Source organism: Alcanivorax sp. NBRC 101098, assembly GCF_001010505.1.
GTDB classification, from domain to species: domain Bacteria; phylum Pseudomonadota; class Gammaproteobacteria; order Pseudomonadales; family Alcanivoracaceae; genus Alcanivorax; species Alcanivorax borkumensis.
The window spans coordinates 98,031-114,030 of record NZ_AP014613.1; the positions used below are offsets into that span (position 1 = coordinate 98,031).

General features: G+C 55.5%; 12 protein-coding genes. 1 reads left to right on the top strand and 11 read right to left on the bottom strand.

The window, feature by feature from the left end:
• Nucleotides 1–2: 2 nt before the first annotated feature.
• Nucleotides 3–578, top strand: coding sequence for a DJ-1/PfpI family protein (locus AS19_RS00465; protein ID WP_011587391.1), 576 nt, complete (start codon nt 3–5; stop codon nt 576–578).
• Between the two features lie 61 nt (nt 579–639).
• On the opposite strand, the gene AS19_RS00470 is transcribed toward AS19_RS00465, so the two are convergent.
• From AS19_RS00470 to AS19_RS00520, 11 genes are all read right to left on the bottom strand, one after another.
• Entirely contained in the window at nt 640–1,257 is a 618-nt protein-coding gene (locus AS19_RS00470) for a YoaK family protein (RefSeq protein ID WP_231483531.1), read from the bottom strand.
• Between the two features lie 162 nt (nt 1,258–1,419).
• Entirely contained in the window at nt 1,420–1,962 is a 543-nt protein-coding gene (gene gloA / locus AS19_RS00475) for a lactoylglutathione lyase (protein ID WP_011587393.1), read from the bottom strand.
• 226 nt (nt 1,963–2,188) lie between these two features.
• Nucleotides 2,189–3,148 (bottom strand): SPFH domain-containing protein, encoded by a 960-nt coding sequence (locus tag AS19_RS00480; protein WP_011587394.1) that lies wholly within the window; start codon nt 3,146–3,148, stop codon nt 2,189–2,191.
• A 75-nt stretch (nt 3,149–3,223) separates the two neighbouring features.
• Entirely contained in the window at nt 3,224–3,697 is a 474-nt protein-coding gene (locus tag AS19_RS00485) for an NfeD family protein (RefSeq protein ID WP_011587395.1), read from the bottom strand.
• 216 nt (nt 3,698–3,913) lie between these two features.
• Complete coding sequence (locus AS19_RS00490) at nt 3,914–4,402, bottom strand: peptidylprolyl isomerase (protein ID WP_035461581.1); 489 nt, start codon at nt 4,400–4,402, stop codon at nt 3,914–3,916.
• Between the two features lie 295 nt (nt 4,403–4,697).
• A complete protein-coding gene (locus tag AS19_RS00495) occupies nt 4,698–5,252 on the bottom strand; it encodes a cytochrome b (protein WP_011587397.1) in 555 nt (184 codons plus the stop codon).
• Nucleotides 5,253–5,315: 63 nt separating this feature from the next.
• Nucleotides 5,316–6,314, bottom strand: coding sequence for a lysophospholipid acyltransferase family protein (locus AS19_RS00500; protein ID WP_011587398.1), 999 nt, complete (start codon nt 6,312–6,314; stop codon nt 5,316–5,318).
• A complete protein-coding gene (locus AS19_RS00505; RefSeq protein ID WP_011587399.1) occupies nt 6,307–7,314 on the bottom strand; it encodes an MBL fold metallo-hydrolase in 1,008 nt (335 codons plus the stop codon). The genes AS19_RS00500 and AS19_RS00505 overlap by 8 nt, the downstream gene beginning before the upstream one ends.
• The gene (locus AS19_RS00510; RefSeq protein ID WP_011587400.1) at nt 7,311–7,766 is read right to left on the bottom strand and encodes a chemotaxis protein CheW; all 456 of its coding nucleotides are present in this window, start codon (nt 7,764–7,766) and stop codon (nt 7,311–7,313) included. Before AS19_RS00510 ends, AS19_RS00505 begins: the two co-directional genes overlap by 4 nt.
• A gap of 72 nt (nt 7,767–7,838) precedes the next feature.
• Nucleotides 7,839–8,870, bottom strand: a complete 1,032-nt coding sequence (locus tag AS19_RS00515) for a chemotaxis protein CheB (RefSeq protein WP_011587401.1) — start codon at nt 8,868–8,870, stop codon at nt 7,839–7,841.
• A complete protein-coding gene (locus tag AS19_RS00520; protein WP_046961604.1) occupies nt 8,867–15,964 on the bottom strand; it encodes an Hpt domain-containing protein in 7,098 nt (2,365 codons plus the stop codon). Before AS19_RS00520 ends, AS19_RS00515 begins: the two co-directional genes overlap by 4 nt.
• Nucleotides 15,965–16,000: the final 36 nt, after the last annotated feature.

A 16,000-nucleotide genomic window follows, 5' to 3' on the forward strand; every position in this document is an offset into this window, starting at 1 on the left:
TCATGCAGCAAATCGGGATTGTGATCTACGATGATGCCGAGGTATTGGATTTTGCTGGCCCTTATGAGGTGTTTGCTACGGCGGCTCGCTTGTGTGAGGTCACGCCTTGGTGTGTTTCATTGATCAGTGAAACCATAACGGTGATGGCTCGTGGAGGGTTTTCCGTGCAAAGCCACTTCACCCTAGATGATCATCCGCCGCTGGATGTGTTGTTGGTTAGTGGGGGTGTACATACTCAGGCCATCCGTAACCCTGCCCTGCTTTGCGCAATTCGCCGGGCTGGAGAGCCGGCTGGTTGGGTGACGTCGGTCTGCACCGGTGCGTTTCTGTTGGCCAAGGCGGGGTTGCTTTCCAATGAAAAAGTGACAACGCACTGGGAAGATCTTGCTGAGCTACGCGCGGGTTTTCCTGACCTAGACGTTCACAGCGAAGTGCGTTGGGTTGAAGATGGAAACCGACTCACTTCTGCGGGTATTTCTGCGGGTATCGATATGAGTCTGCATTTGGTTGAGCGGTTGCACAGCCGTGAGCTGGCCGAGCGCACCGCCCGGCAGATGGATTATGCCTGGCAGCAATGACGTCTGCGGCTCTGGTTCTCCGAACAATTAACGTGGTGACCCTGCGTGGATACGGATGGCGTTAGCGGTGTTGTCGGCTGTATCCCCAATAAATTACCGCTAGTAACGCGGCTAAGGTTGCCGGCGCGATCAGCGCAGAAAAATGCAGCAGGCGGAATAATAAAGTGCCGATGACTCCGCCACAGATAAAGCCGCTAATCAGCAAGAGAAACAGCAACAGCCGGCGCCCATTGAGAGGAATACCGCGCAAACGGTTGCCGAGCATGATGCCCAAATCAGTGAAGATCCCTGACAAGTGAGTGGTGCGAATGATGGAGCCGCTGTAAGTGGTGACCATGGCGTTTTGCAAGCCGCAGGCCATGGATGCCAGATAGACACCGATATCATTGCCACGTTGCAGAAATAGCATCGCCAAGATGAGTAGGGCCGCTTCAATCAGCAGGGAAAAACCGTAGTGGCGGCCAAGTTTGAGGGCCGTGCTGGTAATGAGTAAGCCGCTGAGGATGGCGCCGGCGAGAAAGCTTATCAGGGTGAAAAGCAGGTGTAATACATTGCTGAGAGCTAATTCGGCCAATGCTAGGCCTAACAGTGATGAGGTGCCTGTCAGGTGAGAAACGGATTGATGGCTAAAGCCCAGTAGCCCTACGGCATTGACACTGCCCGCCAGAAACGCGAGCAAAAAGGCTCCAACTTCGACCCAGGGAGGAAGGCGTGTCAGCAAGAAAACCCCCAATGTTTAACCGCAGTGATGGCGGTATTGTAGCATGGGGGCTGATTCTTTTTTTCGTTCCGATCTAACGAGCCGGACGGGGTTTTACTACGATAGTACGCAACATGATGATTAGGATTGCTGTTGTTCCATCATGTCGGCCTGAAGAATCTCAATCCAGTAACCATCGGGGTCTTTGATAAAAGCGAGACCTTTCATTTTGCCGTCATCCGGACGCTTGACGAAAGTCACATCCATTTTCTCAAAGCGCTCGGCAGCGGCATATACATCGGGAACGGTGATACCGATATGGCCGAAACCCTGGGGCTCAGCATTGCCGTCATGGTAAGAAAAGTCTGGATCCTCTTCGCTGCCCCAATTGTGGGTTAGCTCTAGCATGGCTTCACGACCGAAGGTGAAAGTCAGTCTCTGGGCATCATTTTTGGGTACGTCTCCCGCTTCTTCCTCACTTAGATAGCCAAGAAAATAAAGGCTAAATTTCATTTCAGGGAAATCAAGCTTGCGCACCAGTCGCATGCCCAGCACTCGGGTATAGAAATCCAGACTGCGTTTCGGATCTTTAACGCGCAGCATGGTTTGATTGAATAGGTATTCTTGGGTTACCTCGTCCGGATGCTCGAACAAGCCGTTGGCTTTTTCAAAATGACGGGACATGGTGACTCCTGAATCTTTGTAATGGGATATCAAGGCTATTGGGGTGATAAGAAGAGAATGCAAGCCTTGCAGGTGAGTTTGAAATTTGAAGTTGAAAAGGCGCGAGATTGTGTGTTGAATTTTGCGCGGTAGTGGCTGTGAAAGGCGCCTGGCGCTGCGGCGCGGGGAAAGCGGTTTCGATTACCGCTTTTACCCCGGTCGCGCTTTTCAATTTTTAACTTGCTCCTCAGGCCGGGGTTTTTTCCACGGTCTTAAGGACTTTTTGCAGGCTGGCGACGGTGCCGCCGATATCGCTGAGGCCCTGGGGGAGCAGCATGGTGGTGGATTCCTTGGCAACTTTTTCGAAGGCGGTCACGTATTGCTCTGCAATGCGCAGGCTAACGGCTTCCTGGCCGCCGTCTTCCTTCACGGCTGCGGCAACCTGGCGCAGACCTTCGCCGGTGGCGGTGGCAATCAGTTCAATTTGCTGAGCGCGCCCTTCCGCTTCATTGATCTGTTTCATTTTTTCACCTTCAGAGATATTGATCATCTCCTGTTTCTCACCCTCAGAGCGGTTAATCGCTGCCTGGCGGTCACCCTCGGAACGGTTAATCGCTGCTTGGCGTTCACCTTCGGATTCAGCAACCACGGCGCGACGTTCACGTTCGGCACGAACCTGTTTCTCCATGGCATCTTTGATGGAGACGGGAAGGTTAATATCGGCTACTTCGTAACGTAGGACTTTTACACCCCAGGGCTGTGCGGCTTCGTCCACAGCTCTAACTACTTCCATGTTAATTTCGCCGCGCTCTTCGAAGGTTTTGTCTAGATCGATTTTACCGATAACGGAGCGCAGAGTAGTTTGAGCCAGCTGCTGGGCAGCCATGACATAGTCGTCTACACCGTAACTGGCAGCTTTGGGGTCGACCACTTGTAGATACATCACGCCGTCGATAGAAACTTCGATATTATCTTTGGTAATACAGCTTTGGCGCGGTACGTCGCGAACAATTTCTTTCTGAGAATGTTTGTAGGCGACACGATCAATAAAAGGCATCAAAAAGTGTAGGCCAGCATCCATGGATGACTGGTATTTTCCCAGCCGTTCAACCACATAAATTTCTCGCTGGGGAACGATGCGAATTACCATAAACAGTAAAACGACAACGCCGAGGGCGAGCAGTCCGGAAATAATCAAACCAGCCATGGGTACAGTTCCTTATTGTGTCGAAAGTCAAAGTAGCGATAAAAACGAAAAGTGGGATGTTCGACTGTCACGGAGTCAGTTTTTTTGAGTGTCTTGTGGGGATATCACGGGCCAAGGTTCCACGGTGAGCCAAAGCCCTTCGTGTTGGGTGATGCGCACTATATCCCCTGGATTAAGGGGGTGGCTGCATTGTGCCTGCCAGCGGGCACCGCGATAGTTTACGGTACCCGTGCCTTTGGCAAAGGCTTCAGCCACGGTGGCTCTGTGGCCGATCAAGCCAGCGCTGTCTTCTTCGCCTTCTCGTTGCTGTTCGCGGCCCATCAGTTTGTCGTTAAGAACGCGTCGCACAAAGACCAGTGATAACAGGCTGGTGATCGCGAAAACGGTGAGCTCCCAGGTGGTGTCGTCGAGCAGGCCAATAAATTTAAGGCTGCCCACCAACAAAGCGGCAATGCCGAAGAAAATCACAACCAGACCGGAAATGGCAAATTCGGCAATCACCAACGCGAGTCCTGCGATGATCCAGTAACTGTACTCCGGAAGATCCATGCCTGTGCCCCTTTGTATTATTCTGATGCACAAAGATAGCATGTTGATGGCAGGTACGTCGGTAGGAAAAGACTGAAAATGATATAGCGACAAGCTACGAGCTAGAACGCGGCCCTAAATCTATGGTTTTGTGCGGTTCACGGTAAAAGCGCGGGCGCAAGTGGATCGACCTGGAAAGCTTACCCCGCGTTGTAGCTCAGTGGCTTGACGCCAATTTTAGTGCTGGTGCCCACCAGCGCCATGGGCATGCTTATGGGCTATTTCCTCGTCGGTGGCATCACGAATATCTGTGATGTCGACAACGAAACGCAGAGCCTTACCCGCCAAGGGGTGATTGGCGTCCACGTCGACAGTTTTTAGGCCCACCTTCAGGATGGTGAGCATACGTGGGCCTTCGTCGGTGGAGACGGTGACGACTTTGCCTGGCTCAAGCTTACCAGCGTGTTTCAGGTACTTGCGGGAGATGCGTTGGAACAGCGTGTTGTCGTACTCACCATAGCCGTCTTCAGGGCTGATGGTCACATCCACGTTGTCGCCGGTCGCTCTTCCTTCCAGCGCTGATTCCAAGCCCTTGATGATATTGTTGTAACCATGCAGGTAGGCCATAGGCTCGCCGTTGTCTCGGGAATTTTCAATTTCGCTACCATCGTCGGCGTTGAAGAGGCGGTAGTGCAAGGTGGCGACCTTGTCATTTTGGATAGTCATGCAAGCTTCTCTTGGGGGAAAAAATGTGAGGAGCCGTTGGACGGCCCAGTGCACAGGCATTGTGCCGCCACAGCGGGGTACAGGCAATCTGCCCTCTTGCTTGCACAATAGTTTTCCGACCAGTGAGGGGCGGGTCTACAGTCTGTGCAGAAGGATTCGGGAGGCGAGGGTGGCCGGTGCTGTTTGTTTAGATGGGGAGCGTTAGCGTTGGTAGGAGACCGTTAGCAGGCGAGCCCTTTTCCACTCGACTGCACGTTGTCTCCTACACTGCACGGATAGAGGGAAATGAAGTCTATTACAGCGTGTCATTGTGTTTGCCTGGGAGCATGCGCTGTAGGGTCGTATCTCTGTTGATGAAATGGTGCCACAGTGCCCCTGCGATATGAATGACAACTAGCGTTAGCAGAATGGTCCACAGCACGTCTTTGTGAATGAACGCGATTTGCTTGGCTAGATCCATATTCACCGTTACCAGTTGAGGTACAGTGAGAGCGCCAAAAATTTCGATGCTCTTGCCAGCAAGCTGACGCATGGCAAAGCCGCTGAGGGGCATGGCCAAGATGACTATGTATAGCAGCCCATGCACAAGGCTGGATAATTGACGCTGCCAAACAGCACCAATCGGCGTCGGCCTAGGGTAAAGGGCGCGGCCATAAAGCCGAATGAGCATAACGACTAGGGCGGTTAGCCCTAAGGAAAAGTGTAGCATTTTCCACCATTCGCGCATGGGGTCACTTTTCTCGTAGAACTCATGAAGCTCTACGGCACCCCAGACCATCACCAGTAGCAAAACCACTAGCCAGTGAAGCCCTTTATGTAATGGGTGCCAGTTCGTCGGTTTAGTTGCCATAGTGCCCCCCTTTTTGTTAACCGAAGTTTACTAGTAGAAGGTTAACCAATGCTTAAGACTGTTTTACTGATCTTTGTCAGTGTCAGGGTGCAAGCCGAGAGACTTGCGGTCCTCCCCTTGTCGGATGCGGTGAAGCAATTGCAGGGAGTGTCTGTACCAATTGCGCCGACCGCGTGGGCCCCATTTGAAGCGCTTGTATGTCCATTGGTATTGGCCCGGATTGCGGTCAATACAACGCTGCAGGCCAGCGTTCATGGTGGTGAGGATTTCCATGGTATCGCTAGCCTGTTCGATTTCCGGGGCCTCCTCGAAATGGAGCTGGATATCTTTCACCCCACCCTCGCCACGGATGCACGAAACGATAAATACATGGGGCCGATAGCGTTGTACCAGTTTATCGATCAGGGCAGGGGTGGGCACCTCATAGCCAAAAAAAGGAACCACCGGATTGCTGCGGTTTCCCGGGTTATGGTCGGAGAGAATGCCTAAGGTGCCGCCAGCTTTCATGGCCGCCAGCGCTTTTTTGACCCCCTGACTATTGGTGGGAATGAGGACGGAGCCGGTGCGCTCCCGGGCCGCTTTGACCATGGCATCCATTAAGGTGGCCGGGTGGGGTTGGTACATGATTAAGGTCTTTTCGCGGTTTCCCTTATCGCCTAAATATAGATTGCTGATTTCCCAGCTCCCCTGGTGCAAGGACAACATGAGTACGGGGCGCTCGCTAGCGCAAGCATCGAGAAAGGCTTGTTCGCCGTGGATCTGGGTAACTCGGGCAAGGGTCTCTTGGACCGGGCGGTGCCAGACATGGCTGAATTCGGTGAGGGTGCGCCCCAGTTCCGCCATGCTACGGCGACCGATGCGTTTGGCTTCGGCCAAGGACATGCTTGGGTGGGTCGCAAGCAAGTTAATTAGCACCACTCGATAGGCGCTGGCGTAGCGTAGCGGCGCCAGGGTAATCAGGGTGGCTACAAATGCGCCGAAAGCGGTGGCCAAGGGTAATGGTAACCAAGCCAGTAGACGAACCACCAGCCACAGGCGGCGGCCTTGATATTGTTTATTCATGTGTTAGTTCAATGGTCAGGGTTTCGCCGTGTTGCGGAACCTGAAAATGTACGTGTTCGATGTGTTGCTCTGAGAGTGCTTTGGCCAAGGCTTTCGGCGGTGCATCCATGGGTTCATCCGTCAGCACGAAGGTGCCCCAATGCATGGCGAGAGACTGACGAGCTTGGATATCTTGATGAATTTTTACCGCCTCCGCGGGATTAATGTGCACAGGGGACATAAACCAGCGCGGCTCATAGGCTCCAATGGGCAATAATGCCAGATCTACCGGTCCGAATACCTTAGCAATTTCGTTAAATAATGGTGCATAACCGGTGTCTCCCGCAAAATAGAGGCTGAAATCCGGGAAATTTAGGCGCCAGCTGCACCACAGTGTTTGGTTGTGGTCGTTAGGGCCGCGCCCGCTGAAGTGCTGGGCGGGCAGGCAGAAAGCCTCGACCTGGCCGTGATAGTCACTTTGCCACCAGCCTAGCTCGATGATTCTTTCTACCCCCAGTTTGCGCAGCCAGGGAGCAATACCTTCGGGCACGAACCAAAGAATATCGCGGCCGAAACGTTTCTGTAATTGTTTTACTGAGGCTTTATCTAGGTGGTCATAGTGGTTGTGCGATATCAATACCGCATTGATGTCGGGCAGCTGATCCACGGTCAGTGCCGGCGGTACCGCCCGTTTCGGCCCCGCAAAGCTAAAGGGTGAGCAGCGGTCGGAGAACACCGGGTCGGTGAGCAGGTTCCAGCCATGGTGCTGGAACAGGTAAGTAGCGTGACCGATCCAGGTAATCTGAGGCCGATGGCCTGGCTTGTGCAATTGCTCCGGGTCGGGTCTGTGTAATGGGAAGGACTGGTGCGCCGGGAAGCGCCCTCGGGAGTCCCATTGCCAGCGCAAAAAAGCACCGAGGCCGTGGTGTGGGGTGGCAAAGCGGTTGCGAAACGGTTTCCCGCTGCGGGGGCTGGTGGACTCTTCCGCCGCCAGGATGGCTAGTCTGTCACGATCAATCATGCCGGTTTCTGCAGCCCCGCCACGGCGCCTTCAATGGCGTCTAGATCAGGAATCACCGCTAGGTCGCCACCGACCTGAATGTACATGGTTTCAGCAGGTCCGGTATCCATCGGTTCTTCCACCGGGTCATCTTTGCTCACTTTCAGTAGACGAGGAATCCCTTGCACTATCATGGCATAAAAGGGTACTTGGCTAGTCACCGTATTCAGCACTGCTATACGAGCATCCTGACCAATGGTGACCTGGCCTGACTCGTTGAGTTTTTCGAATGACAGCAGCGGGATTTGCTGGTCGCGCCAACTTAGCCAACCCAGCAGCCACTCCGGTCCATGGCCAGGACGATCTGGTTGGCGCAGTGGAATCACCTCAGCCACCACAATATTGGGCACCAGCCAAGGGCGCCCCTGCATAGGGATCAGCAGACTGGAAATATCGGAGGGCAACTGCGCCATAGTGCTGTTCCTTCTTTTGTCATCGTGTCTCTCGTCGCGGGCTGCGGGGCCGAGCACGAGCCGTTACGGTTGTTAATACTCTGGATGCATTGGGAATGGGTTTTGTGTCAGTTCCCTTCTTACTCGTTCCACCAGTTGTAGTGCAAGTTGTTCTGGTGAGCCGCTAAAGCTCACGCAGCCGGTTTCGCGTACCGAATCCGGTTGGCTGCTGACCGCGCAGGTTTCTGCGCTTTGTGCCCATACCGGGCAGCCAGTGGCTGCCAGACGCGGGGCGGCGATAGCACCGTCGTTGCCCATTCCGGAAAATAGAATGGCCCCGCATGCGCGAGCAAAGCCTTCGCCCCCATACTGGATCACCTGGTCGATGGACGGCGCATAGGGGCCTTCCCAGGGTGCACCGGTTGACTGGATACGGCCGTCGTGACGAAAGCGTACCGCATATTTCACCGGCACAATGGCCAGCTCTCCGTGGCGCAGGGCTTCACCATCAACCCCGATCTTGCAATGAATCGAGTTGTCTCGGCCCAGCACCCCGCACAGGGTATCTAGAAAGCGCCCGTCAATGTGTTGTGCCAGAACAAAGGCCACTGGCAGATTGGCCGGCAGGCAGTCAAGAAACCGTTTCACCGCGGCCGGTCCGCCCAAGCTGGCGCCCAGTACCCACACTTGCCGGGGCCGGTCGCCGGGGCGAATGGCATGAAACTCCCGAGGCTGGGGAATGCGTACTTGGGGCGGGCGCGCGGGAATTACCTCAAGCCGCTCTTCTGCTGCCGGTTTGCCGATAAAACTCACCAGTTTGGTGACTAGGCGCCGTTCCCATTTGGGATAGAGGACGTCGGTGCGAGCCGGTGCCTGGCCGTCACAAAACAGGATCGGCACTTCAGCTCGCTCCAGCAGGTCATCAAGAAACTGCTGCCAGCGATCTTCACTGGACAGATCAACGACCAGCAGATCCAGCGCGTCAGTTTCCAGCCAGCGATCCTCCAAGGTTTCGGGTTCGGTGCTGACTACGACCTGATAACCCTGGCTTTTCACTGCGCTGGAGAGCAGGTGCCCTTGCAATGTGCTGTCGGCAATAACGCCAACACGCCCGGGCGCGGTCATCCGTTATCCACTTCCTGCAGTTCACCAAGCAGCTCGCGAATGGTGGAAAGCAGTTCGCTCTCTTGGAACGGTTTGCCGATGTAGCAGTTAACGCCAATATCGAAGGCCCGTTCGCGGTGCTTCTCGCCGGTACGGGAGGTGATCATGATGATTGGCACATTTTGTAAGCGGCTGTCGTGCCGCACATGGCTGGCCACTTCGAAACCGTCCATGCGGGGCATTTCGATATCCAGCAGCATTACATCCGGGCGAATATCTTCCAGCTTGGCAATGGCATCCATGCCGTCCTTGGCGGTGACCACTTCGTAGCCATTACGTTCCAGCAAGCGGGTGGTCACTTTGCGCACGGTAACCGAGTCATCAGTGACCATGACCAGCGGAGTTTCGCGTTGGGGTAGGGCTTCTTCTTCGGGTTCTTGAGGCAGGGCCGGAACCGCCTCATCCGAGATAAGGGCAGTGGTTTGCACATGAGCGGCACGAATCAGGGAATGGATATCAAGAATGATGACTACGGAACCATCCCCGAGGATGGTGGCGCCGCTGATGCCGGCTATGGTCGCTAGCTGCGGGCCTACGGCTTTGACCACCACTTCCCGGGAACCAACTAGTTCATCTACCACAATAGCCACGGTATGTTCGGTACTGCGAATTAGCAGTACCGGCATGGGGGTGGTTTGATTCTCCAAATGCGGTACACGGTTGCCGTGAACAAAGTGCCCCAGATACTGTAACTGGTAATCTTGGCCCACATAGGTATAGACCGGGTTCTCTTCTTCGAAGTAGTGCTGTAATTCGAAGGGGCTGATTCGCACGATGCCTTCGATCTGATTCAACGGGATTGCGTAGGAATCGTCGGCGGCTTTTACCATCAAGGCGCGGTTCATGGCCAAGGTGAACGGCAGCCGAATGATGAAGCGTGTACCTTGCCCTTTATGGGAGTCGATGGCGACTGAACCCCCCATTTGCTTGATTTCGCTGGCCACCACGTCCATGCCTACTCCGCGGCCTGAGATCTGAGTTACTGCGGCGGCAGTAGAGAAACCGGCGTGGAAGATGAATTGTTGGATTTCCTGTTCGCAGAGTTGGGCGTCTTCGGCGATTAGGCCTTGTTCTATTGCTTTCTCGCGCACCGCATCGGTGTCGATACCCTTGCCATCATCGGAGAGGGTGATGACAACCTCTCCTCCTTCGCGGCCCAGTTCGAGGTTTATATGTCCAGTAGGGTTCTTGCCTGCGGCATTGCGAGCATCACCGGTTTCGATGCCATGATCCACGGCATTACGGAGCATATGCTCTAGTGGGGCGACCACGCGCTCCATCAGGGAGCGATCCAGTTCCCCTTCCGGATTGATCACATCGAAGTCTACCCGCTTATCCACTTCACCGGAGATTTGGCGAACAATACGGCGCAGCCGTGGCACCAAACGGCTGAATGGCACCATGCGGGTGCGCATCAGCTTTTCCTGCAGCTCGGTATTAATGCGCGCTTGCTGTAGTAGCAAGGTTTCCGTGTCTTTATTACGGTCCAGCAGGGTGTTCTTCAGGTCTAGCAAGTCAGAGGCAGACTCGGAGAGCTGCTTGGCAATCTGGTGCAGTTCGGAGTACTGGTCCATTTCCAGCGGATCGAAGTCCTCGTCGTGTTCGCCGAGATCCACGCCCTTCTGATAGTTGGACATGATGTGCGCTTCTGTTTCCGAGTCCAATCGGCGTAATTGTTCGTAGAGGCGCTGTACGGTGTTGCCCATCTCTTCTACGTTGAAGGCAAACTCAGTGATGCCCTGCTCGACCCGGCCACGGTTGATAGAGGTTTCCCCGGCTAGGTTTACCAATGCTTCAAGAACATCGGCGCCGACTCGAACCATTTCCTGTGGTTGCGCTTGAGCCTGTCGCTGACGGCGGGCGTCTTTTTGCGGTTGCTGGGGGGCCGGCTGAGGAGGGGCGGTTAGTAAGGTATTAAGCTGATCGGTGGTGTTTGCCCCCTGGGCGGCGGGCGTATTGGCTCGTGCCGCCGCCGCGACGGACTCCATGCCCCGGTTGATTTGATCATGCCAGCGGAGCATGGGCTGGAAATCGCTTGGTGCCGGGGTTTGACGACGACGCTCCAGCGCCAGTAAATAGTTTTCAAAATTGTGGCTGATATCACCCAGTTGCTTGAGCCCGGCCAGCCGTGCACCGCCTTTAAGGGTATGTAGCGCCCGTTTTAAGTCGTCGGTGAAGTCTGTGCTTTGCGGATTATCCCTCCAGGAGGTTAGGCAGGCATCAATGATTTCCGATAATTCTTCGGACTCCTCCAGGAAAATATTCAGAATCTCAGGGTCGCTGTCCGCTTGCCATGCATCATCAGCCGCCGGGGTTGATGATGCGGATTCATGGCTGGTCGCGGGAGGGTTTTGCTCAACCACGTCGGCAGAGGGGGGGCTGGGGTGTACCGTTTGTATGGCTGATAATGCGGGCAAGGCAAAGGTTACGGGGTTAGCCATATAGTCGTGGATAGCGGCGATCAGTACCCCGCCATTTGGCAGCGGTTGGTTGGTTCTCAGTGCCTCCACCATCTCAGCCAGTTGGTCATGACAGCGGTGAAGCAAATCAAATAAGCTGGGTTCGATAGCCAGTTGGCTTTGGGCCAGTCCTTCGTACAGGGTTTCCAGTTCATGGCCTAGGTCTCCCAGCTCCGGGACTTCGGCCATGCGAGCCCCCCCTTTGAGGGTGTGCAGATCCCGTTGTAGGGATTGCAGTTCAATCAGGTTGTCCTGTTGACTGATCCACAATTCCAGACTGTTGCCGGCAGACTCAAGAATTTCATCCGCTTCTTCCAGAAAAATTTCCACCAACTCTGGGTCGCGCTTCGGTTGAGGGGGCACATCAATGGACGCGGGTGCGTCCTCAATCGTAATGGGGGCGCCAGTGGTGTTGGGTTGTGGGGTGGCCAAGCTGTTTTTTTGCTCGCTATGTTCAGCATGATCGGCGGGTTGAGTGCCACCCTCGTCGCGGCCTGAGGGAGTGTCAGGCTTGGGGGCATCGCCACGGATGAACGCCTGAATGGCAGCCATGAGTGCCGGGGCATCGGCAGGGGGAGTGTTGGCCTGCAGATTTTCGATCATCATTGCCAGGCTGTCGTGGCATTGGTGCAGTAGGTGGAACAGCGCCGCGTGGGATTCCAGTTGCCCCGCGTTATAGCTTTCGTAAAGGTTTTCCAGTTCGTGGGCCAGGTCTCCCACCGGAGCGACACCGGCCATGCGCGCGCCGCCTTTCAGGGTGTGCAGGTCACGCTGCAGGCTGCTGACGTTGCTGTTGTCGCCGGCCTCCCACTGGTCGAGGCTGTGGCTGGCGGACTCGAGGATTTCCTCGGCCTCTTCCAGGAACAGCGCCATTAGCTCCGGGTCCATGTGGGCTTCGTAGCGGTGACTATCCGTGGTGTGTTCAGCCCGTTGGGTCACTACAACTGTGCTGCCCAGTGTAATGTCGCTGCTGCTGTCGGCCAGGCTGCCGTTAGGGTCGTCGCCTCCCGTCAGCTTACGCAGGGCCTCTACTAATTCTTGTTTCGCGTGGACGGTCTGGCCGGCGGCCAGGCAGTCCATCATATTCATCAGCGCTTCTTGGCCTTCACTAGCTAAGGTGAATAGACGCTCGCTGTAAGCCAGATGAGCGCTCTGCACCGCGCTGTAACAGCCCGTCAGCGCTGCGGCCAGATCGTGGATTTCGTTGAGGTCGGAGGTGGCAGCACTGTTGGCAAGCCGTTCCAATGCATCGCGCAGGTGCACCAGTTCATCGGTGTGCTCGGGGTGCTGTGCCCACTGGCTTAGTAGTGGCTCCGAATCTACGATCAGATCCATGCCTTCGGATAGGAAAATAGAAAGAATGTGCGGGTCTAGATCGTTGCTGCTGCTATCTTGCAGTTGATCGCGTTGCTGATTCAGGGAGTGGACCAATTCGTCGGCGCCAGGTAGATGACCTGGGGGGCGCGAGGTGATTTTATCCAGGCTGGCGAGAATCAAGTCATGGGTTTTAGCCAGTAGAGTTATCTGCTGCTGGTTGGCCCGGCGGTTGCTGCTAATCAGATCCCGTGTCAGTTTTTCTGCTGGCTCGGCTACTTCGGCTACTGCTTCGATTTCGGCCATCCGCGCGCTGCCCATAAGAGTATGTAGGGCACGGTGGACACCGTCATCCACCGGGTGCTCGGACAGGTCGGTGTCGTTGTTGGCCAGCCATTGAGCAATTAGTGCCAGGCTGCGACGGGCTTCGCTGGAAAAGATTTCCAGCAACATGGGGTCTGGGCCACTTTCGTTGCTGTCCTCTTCAAAGGGGGCGCAGCTCATGTCCGGGATGTCGGATAGGCTTTCTATGGATGCATTGCTGGTATCGCTATCAGCGTCGTCAGCGGGTTCCTGTTCTGGTAAATCCAGGCTGATGCCTTCGTCGATTCCAGTGGGATCGTTGTCCGCTGGAAGCAGGTATACATCATCCCTGCTGCTCTCTGTCTCCCAAGGATTGAGGGCGTCTTCGCTGGCAGCAGCTTCAAAGGCGGCCAGGTCCTCAGTGGACAGGTCATTGTCGGCAGGATCGCAATTAGCGCTGTCGCTTAGTGCTGGTTCGGTTAGTTCTAGGTTCTCGTTTTCGCTGGCGTTGTCTAGAGTGATGTATTCAGCGTCCGCAGGGCTGTCAAGAGTGGCATCGGCGGTGGTGTCCATGACGATGTCGTCGAGAATTCCTGCGTTGTCATTGCTGTGGGTGGTGTTGCTAGCCGCACCGGCCAAGGTGGGGACCTGCCTGATCTGGCTACCATTGGCTAGGGTGTCGGCGGCGTCGATTAAAGGCTGTACGTCGAATGGGTCGGTTTGGCGCAGCGTAAAAGCATCGACCAATGCAGGTACTCGGTTACGGACTTCCCGCACCAGGGCAATCAGCACGGCGCTGGGCTCAATGGTTCGGTCGATAACCCGGTTGAGCATATTTTCCACGGACCAGCCCAGTTCGCCCACGGTGCTGGCGCCGACCATGCGGCCAGATCCTTTCAGCGTGTGGAAGGCGCGGCGGAATTCTACCAAGGATTCTTCATCGCTGGTGTTGGCGACCCAGCGAGGGAAGTACTGGTCTAGTGCGTCCAGCACCTCGCCTACTTCTTCCTGAAAGATCTCAATGATTTCGTCATCAATCAGATCATCGTCTTGCGCCTGAGTTTCGGTAGCCGCTGTAGCGGGTGTTTGCGGTTCCCCTTCTGGTTCAGCCGGTAAGGTGATTTCCTGGGGGGAATTGATCCGCGCCTCATCGTTGCTGCTATTGTTATCTTGCGGTTCGGCTTTATCAGTAAAACCGGACCAGGCGTCCATATCATGTTCCAGGGCGCTGCTACCCATGTCCGAAGTGGCTAGTTCAATGGATTTAACATCACTATCGACAAAGTTTTGTTCTTCTAGCAGTGGATAGCCCAGAATTTCCACACTGGAACGGGCCAGCTGGAGGATATCGTCGGTGGTTTCCGGGTCGTCACTCAGACGCTCTAGGTAATATTCTACTGAGGTAATGGCGTCAGCTAGGGTGTCCATGCTGCGCCAGTCAGGCTTGGGCTTATCTACGGCGAGTAGCTTTTCTTCGATGAATTGCACGCACTGCTGCAAAATCAGCGCGGGTTTGCCCAGCTGAATCACCTCCAGACCGCCGCGCACGGCATTCAGGCGTGCTGGTACCTCTTGCAGGGGCTCGGGGTTCCATTGTGAGGCGATGAATTCCACGATGCCGTCTTTGGCTTCTTCCAGTCCAGCGCGGCATTCGCGAAGTACAGCATCCATCGCTTGGCCTACATGGCTAGGCATATCGTCGCCTTGGCGATTGTGGCTGGCGTTACGGCGGTCGCCGCCGATACCCGCCAAGGTTGCTTCTACATAGAGCAGCGCGCCGGCGATATCCATCAGGGTTTCACGTTCGGCAGGTGCTTTGCCGGCCACGATACCTTCCATAGCGTGCAGTTGTTCTTCCACCAGCGCCCGAGGTTGGCCAAGGCCCAGTACGGCCACGGTGTCGGCCACCTGTTTCAGGGTAAGGGTAAGGGGCTGCAGCTTGCTGGTGTCGGAGTCGCCGCTGTGAACAAAATGCTCCAGGGTGTCTTTGACGGTAGTGAGTTCTTCGGAAAGCGCCTGCACCACGGAGCTCATGGCCTGGGCGTCCGGGCCGGTCATCCGCTGGCGCTCTGTGTTGACTAGGTCATCGGAGGGCAGTGCCTCGTCCAGCCGAAAACGGGCCTGGACATCACGGATGCGGGGGCTGTCCACGTCGGCTTTGGCCACGTAGTAAAGAAGGTTCTTGATCAGATCGGTGGGGGCGGGGCGGTTGAGGCTGGCGGCGCCGTCCACAGCCAGCTCCCGCAGATTGCGATCGACGTGGCCGAGCATGAGTTTCACCGAAGAGCCAAGGATAATGGCGTCTTCTGAAAGCCCTTCTACCAGTGCATTACTAATCGACCATAGCGGTGCACGAGGCGCGTCGCCGGTGACTTGCTCCAGCTTGGTGAAAACCTTGGCCATGTAGCCCAGGTTCTTGCCTATATTATCGTTACGCAGAATGCCGAGCAGGGCGGTTTGGAACATCTGGCGGATCTTTTTCGCCAGCTGGGTAAAGTGGGGATCGTTGAGCTTGTCGTCACGAATCTGGCCTTGGCCGGTTGCTTCGCTGAGGTCCGGCTTGAATAGGGCGGTTTCCGACAATAGCGATTCACCGCGCGCTGCGCGCAGATCATTGAGCAGCGGCAGCAGGACCACCGGCAGGTCACGGCGGTTGCTGGCGACTCGGTCTAGGTACGGGGGCAGCTGCAGGATCGCCCGCATCAGGGTTTCCTGACTGTCAGCCACATTGCTCACGCTGCCGTTGAGCAGGGCTTGGGCTAGTTTCTCCATTTCCTCGGCGAACAGTGCCGCACCGTAGAACTCAACCATCTGCAAGGTGCCGTACACCTGATGCAGGTGGGTCTGACAGAAGCGCATACGAGTGGTGTCGTTCGGATTGTTCTCGAACGATTCCAATGTCTGCTGCGCTTGGTTCAGGGTTTCCTGGATTTCCCCGCGAACCCAGTCCAGAGCCAGATAATCGTGACGGTCACTCATGACGTCTCCTGTCATATATAAACCCGCCTTTTGGGT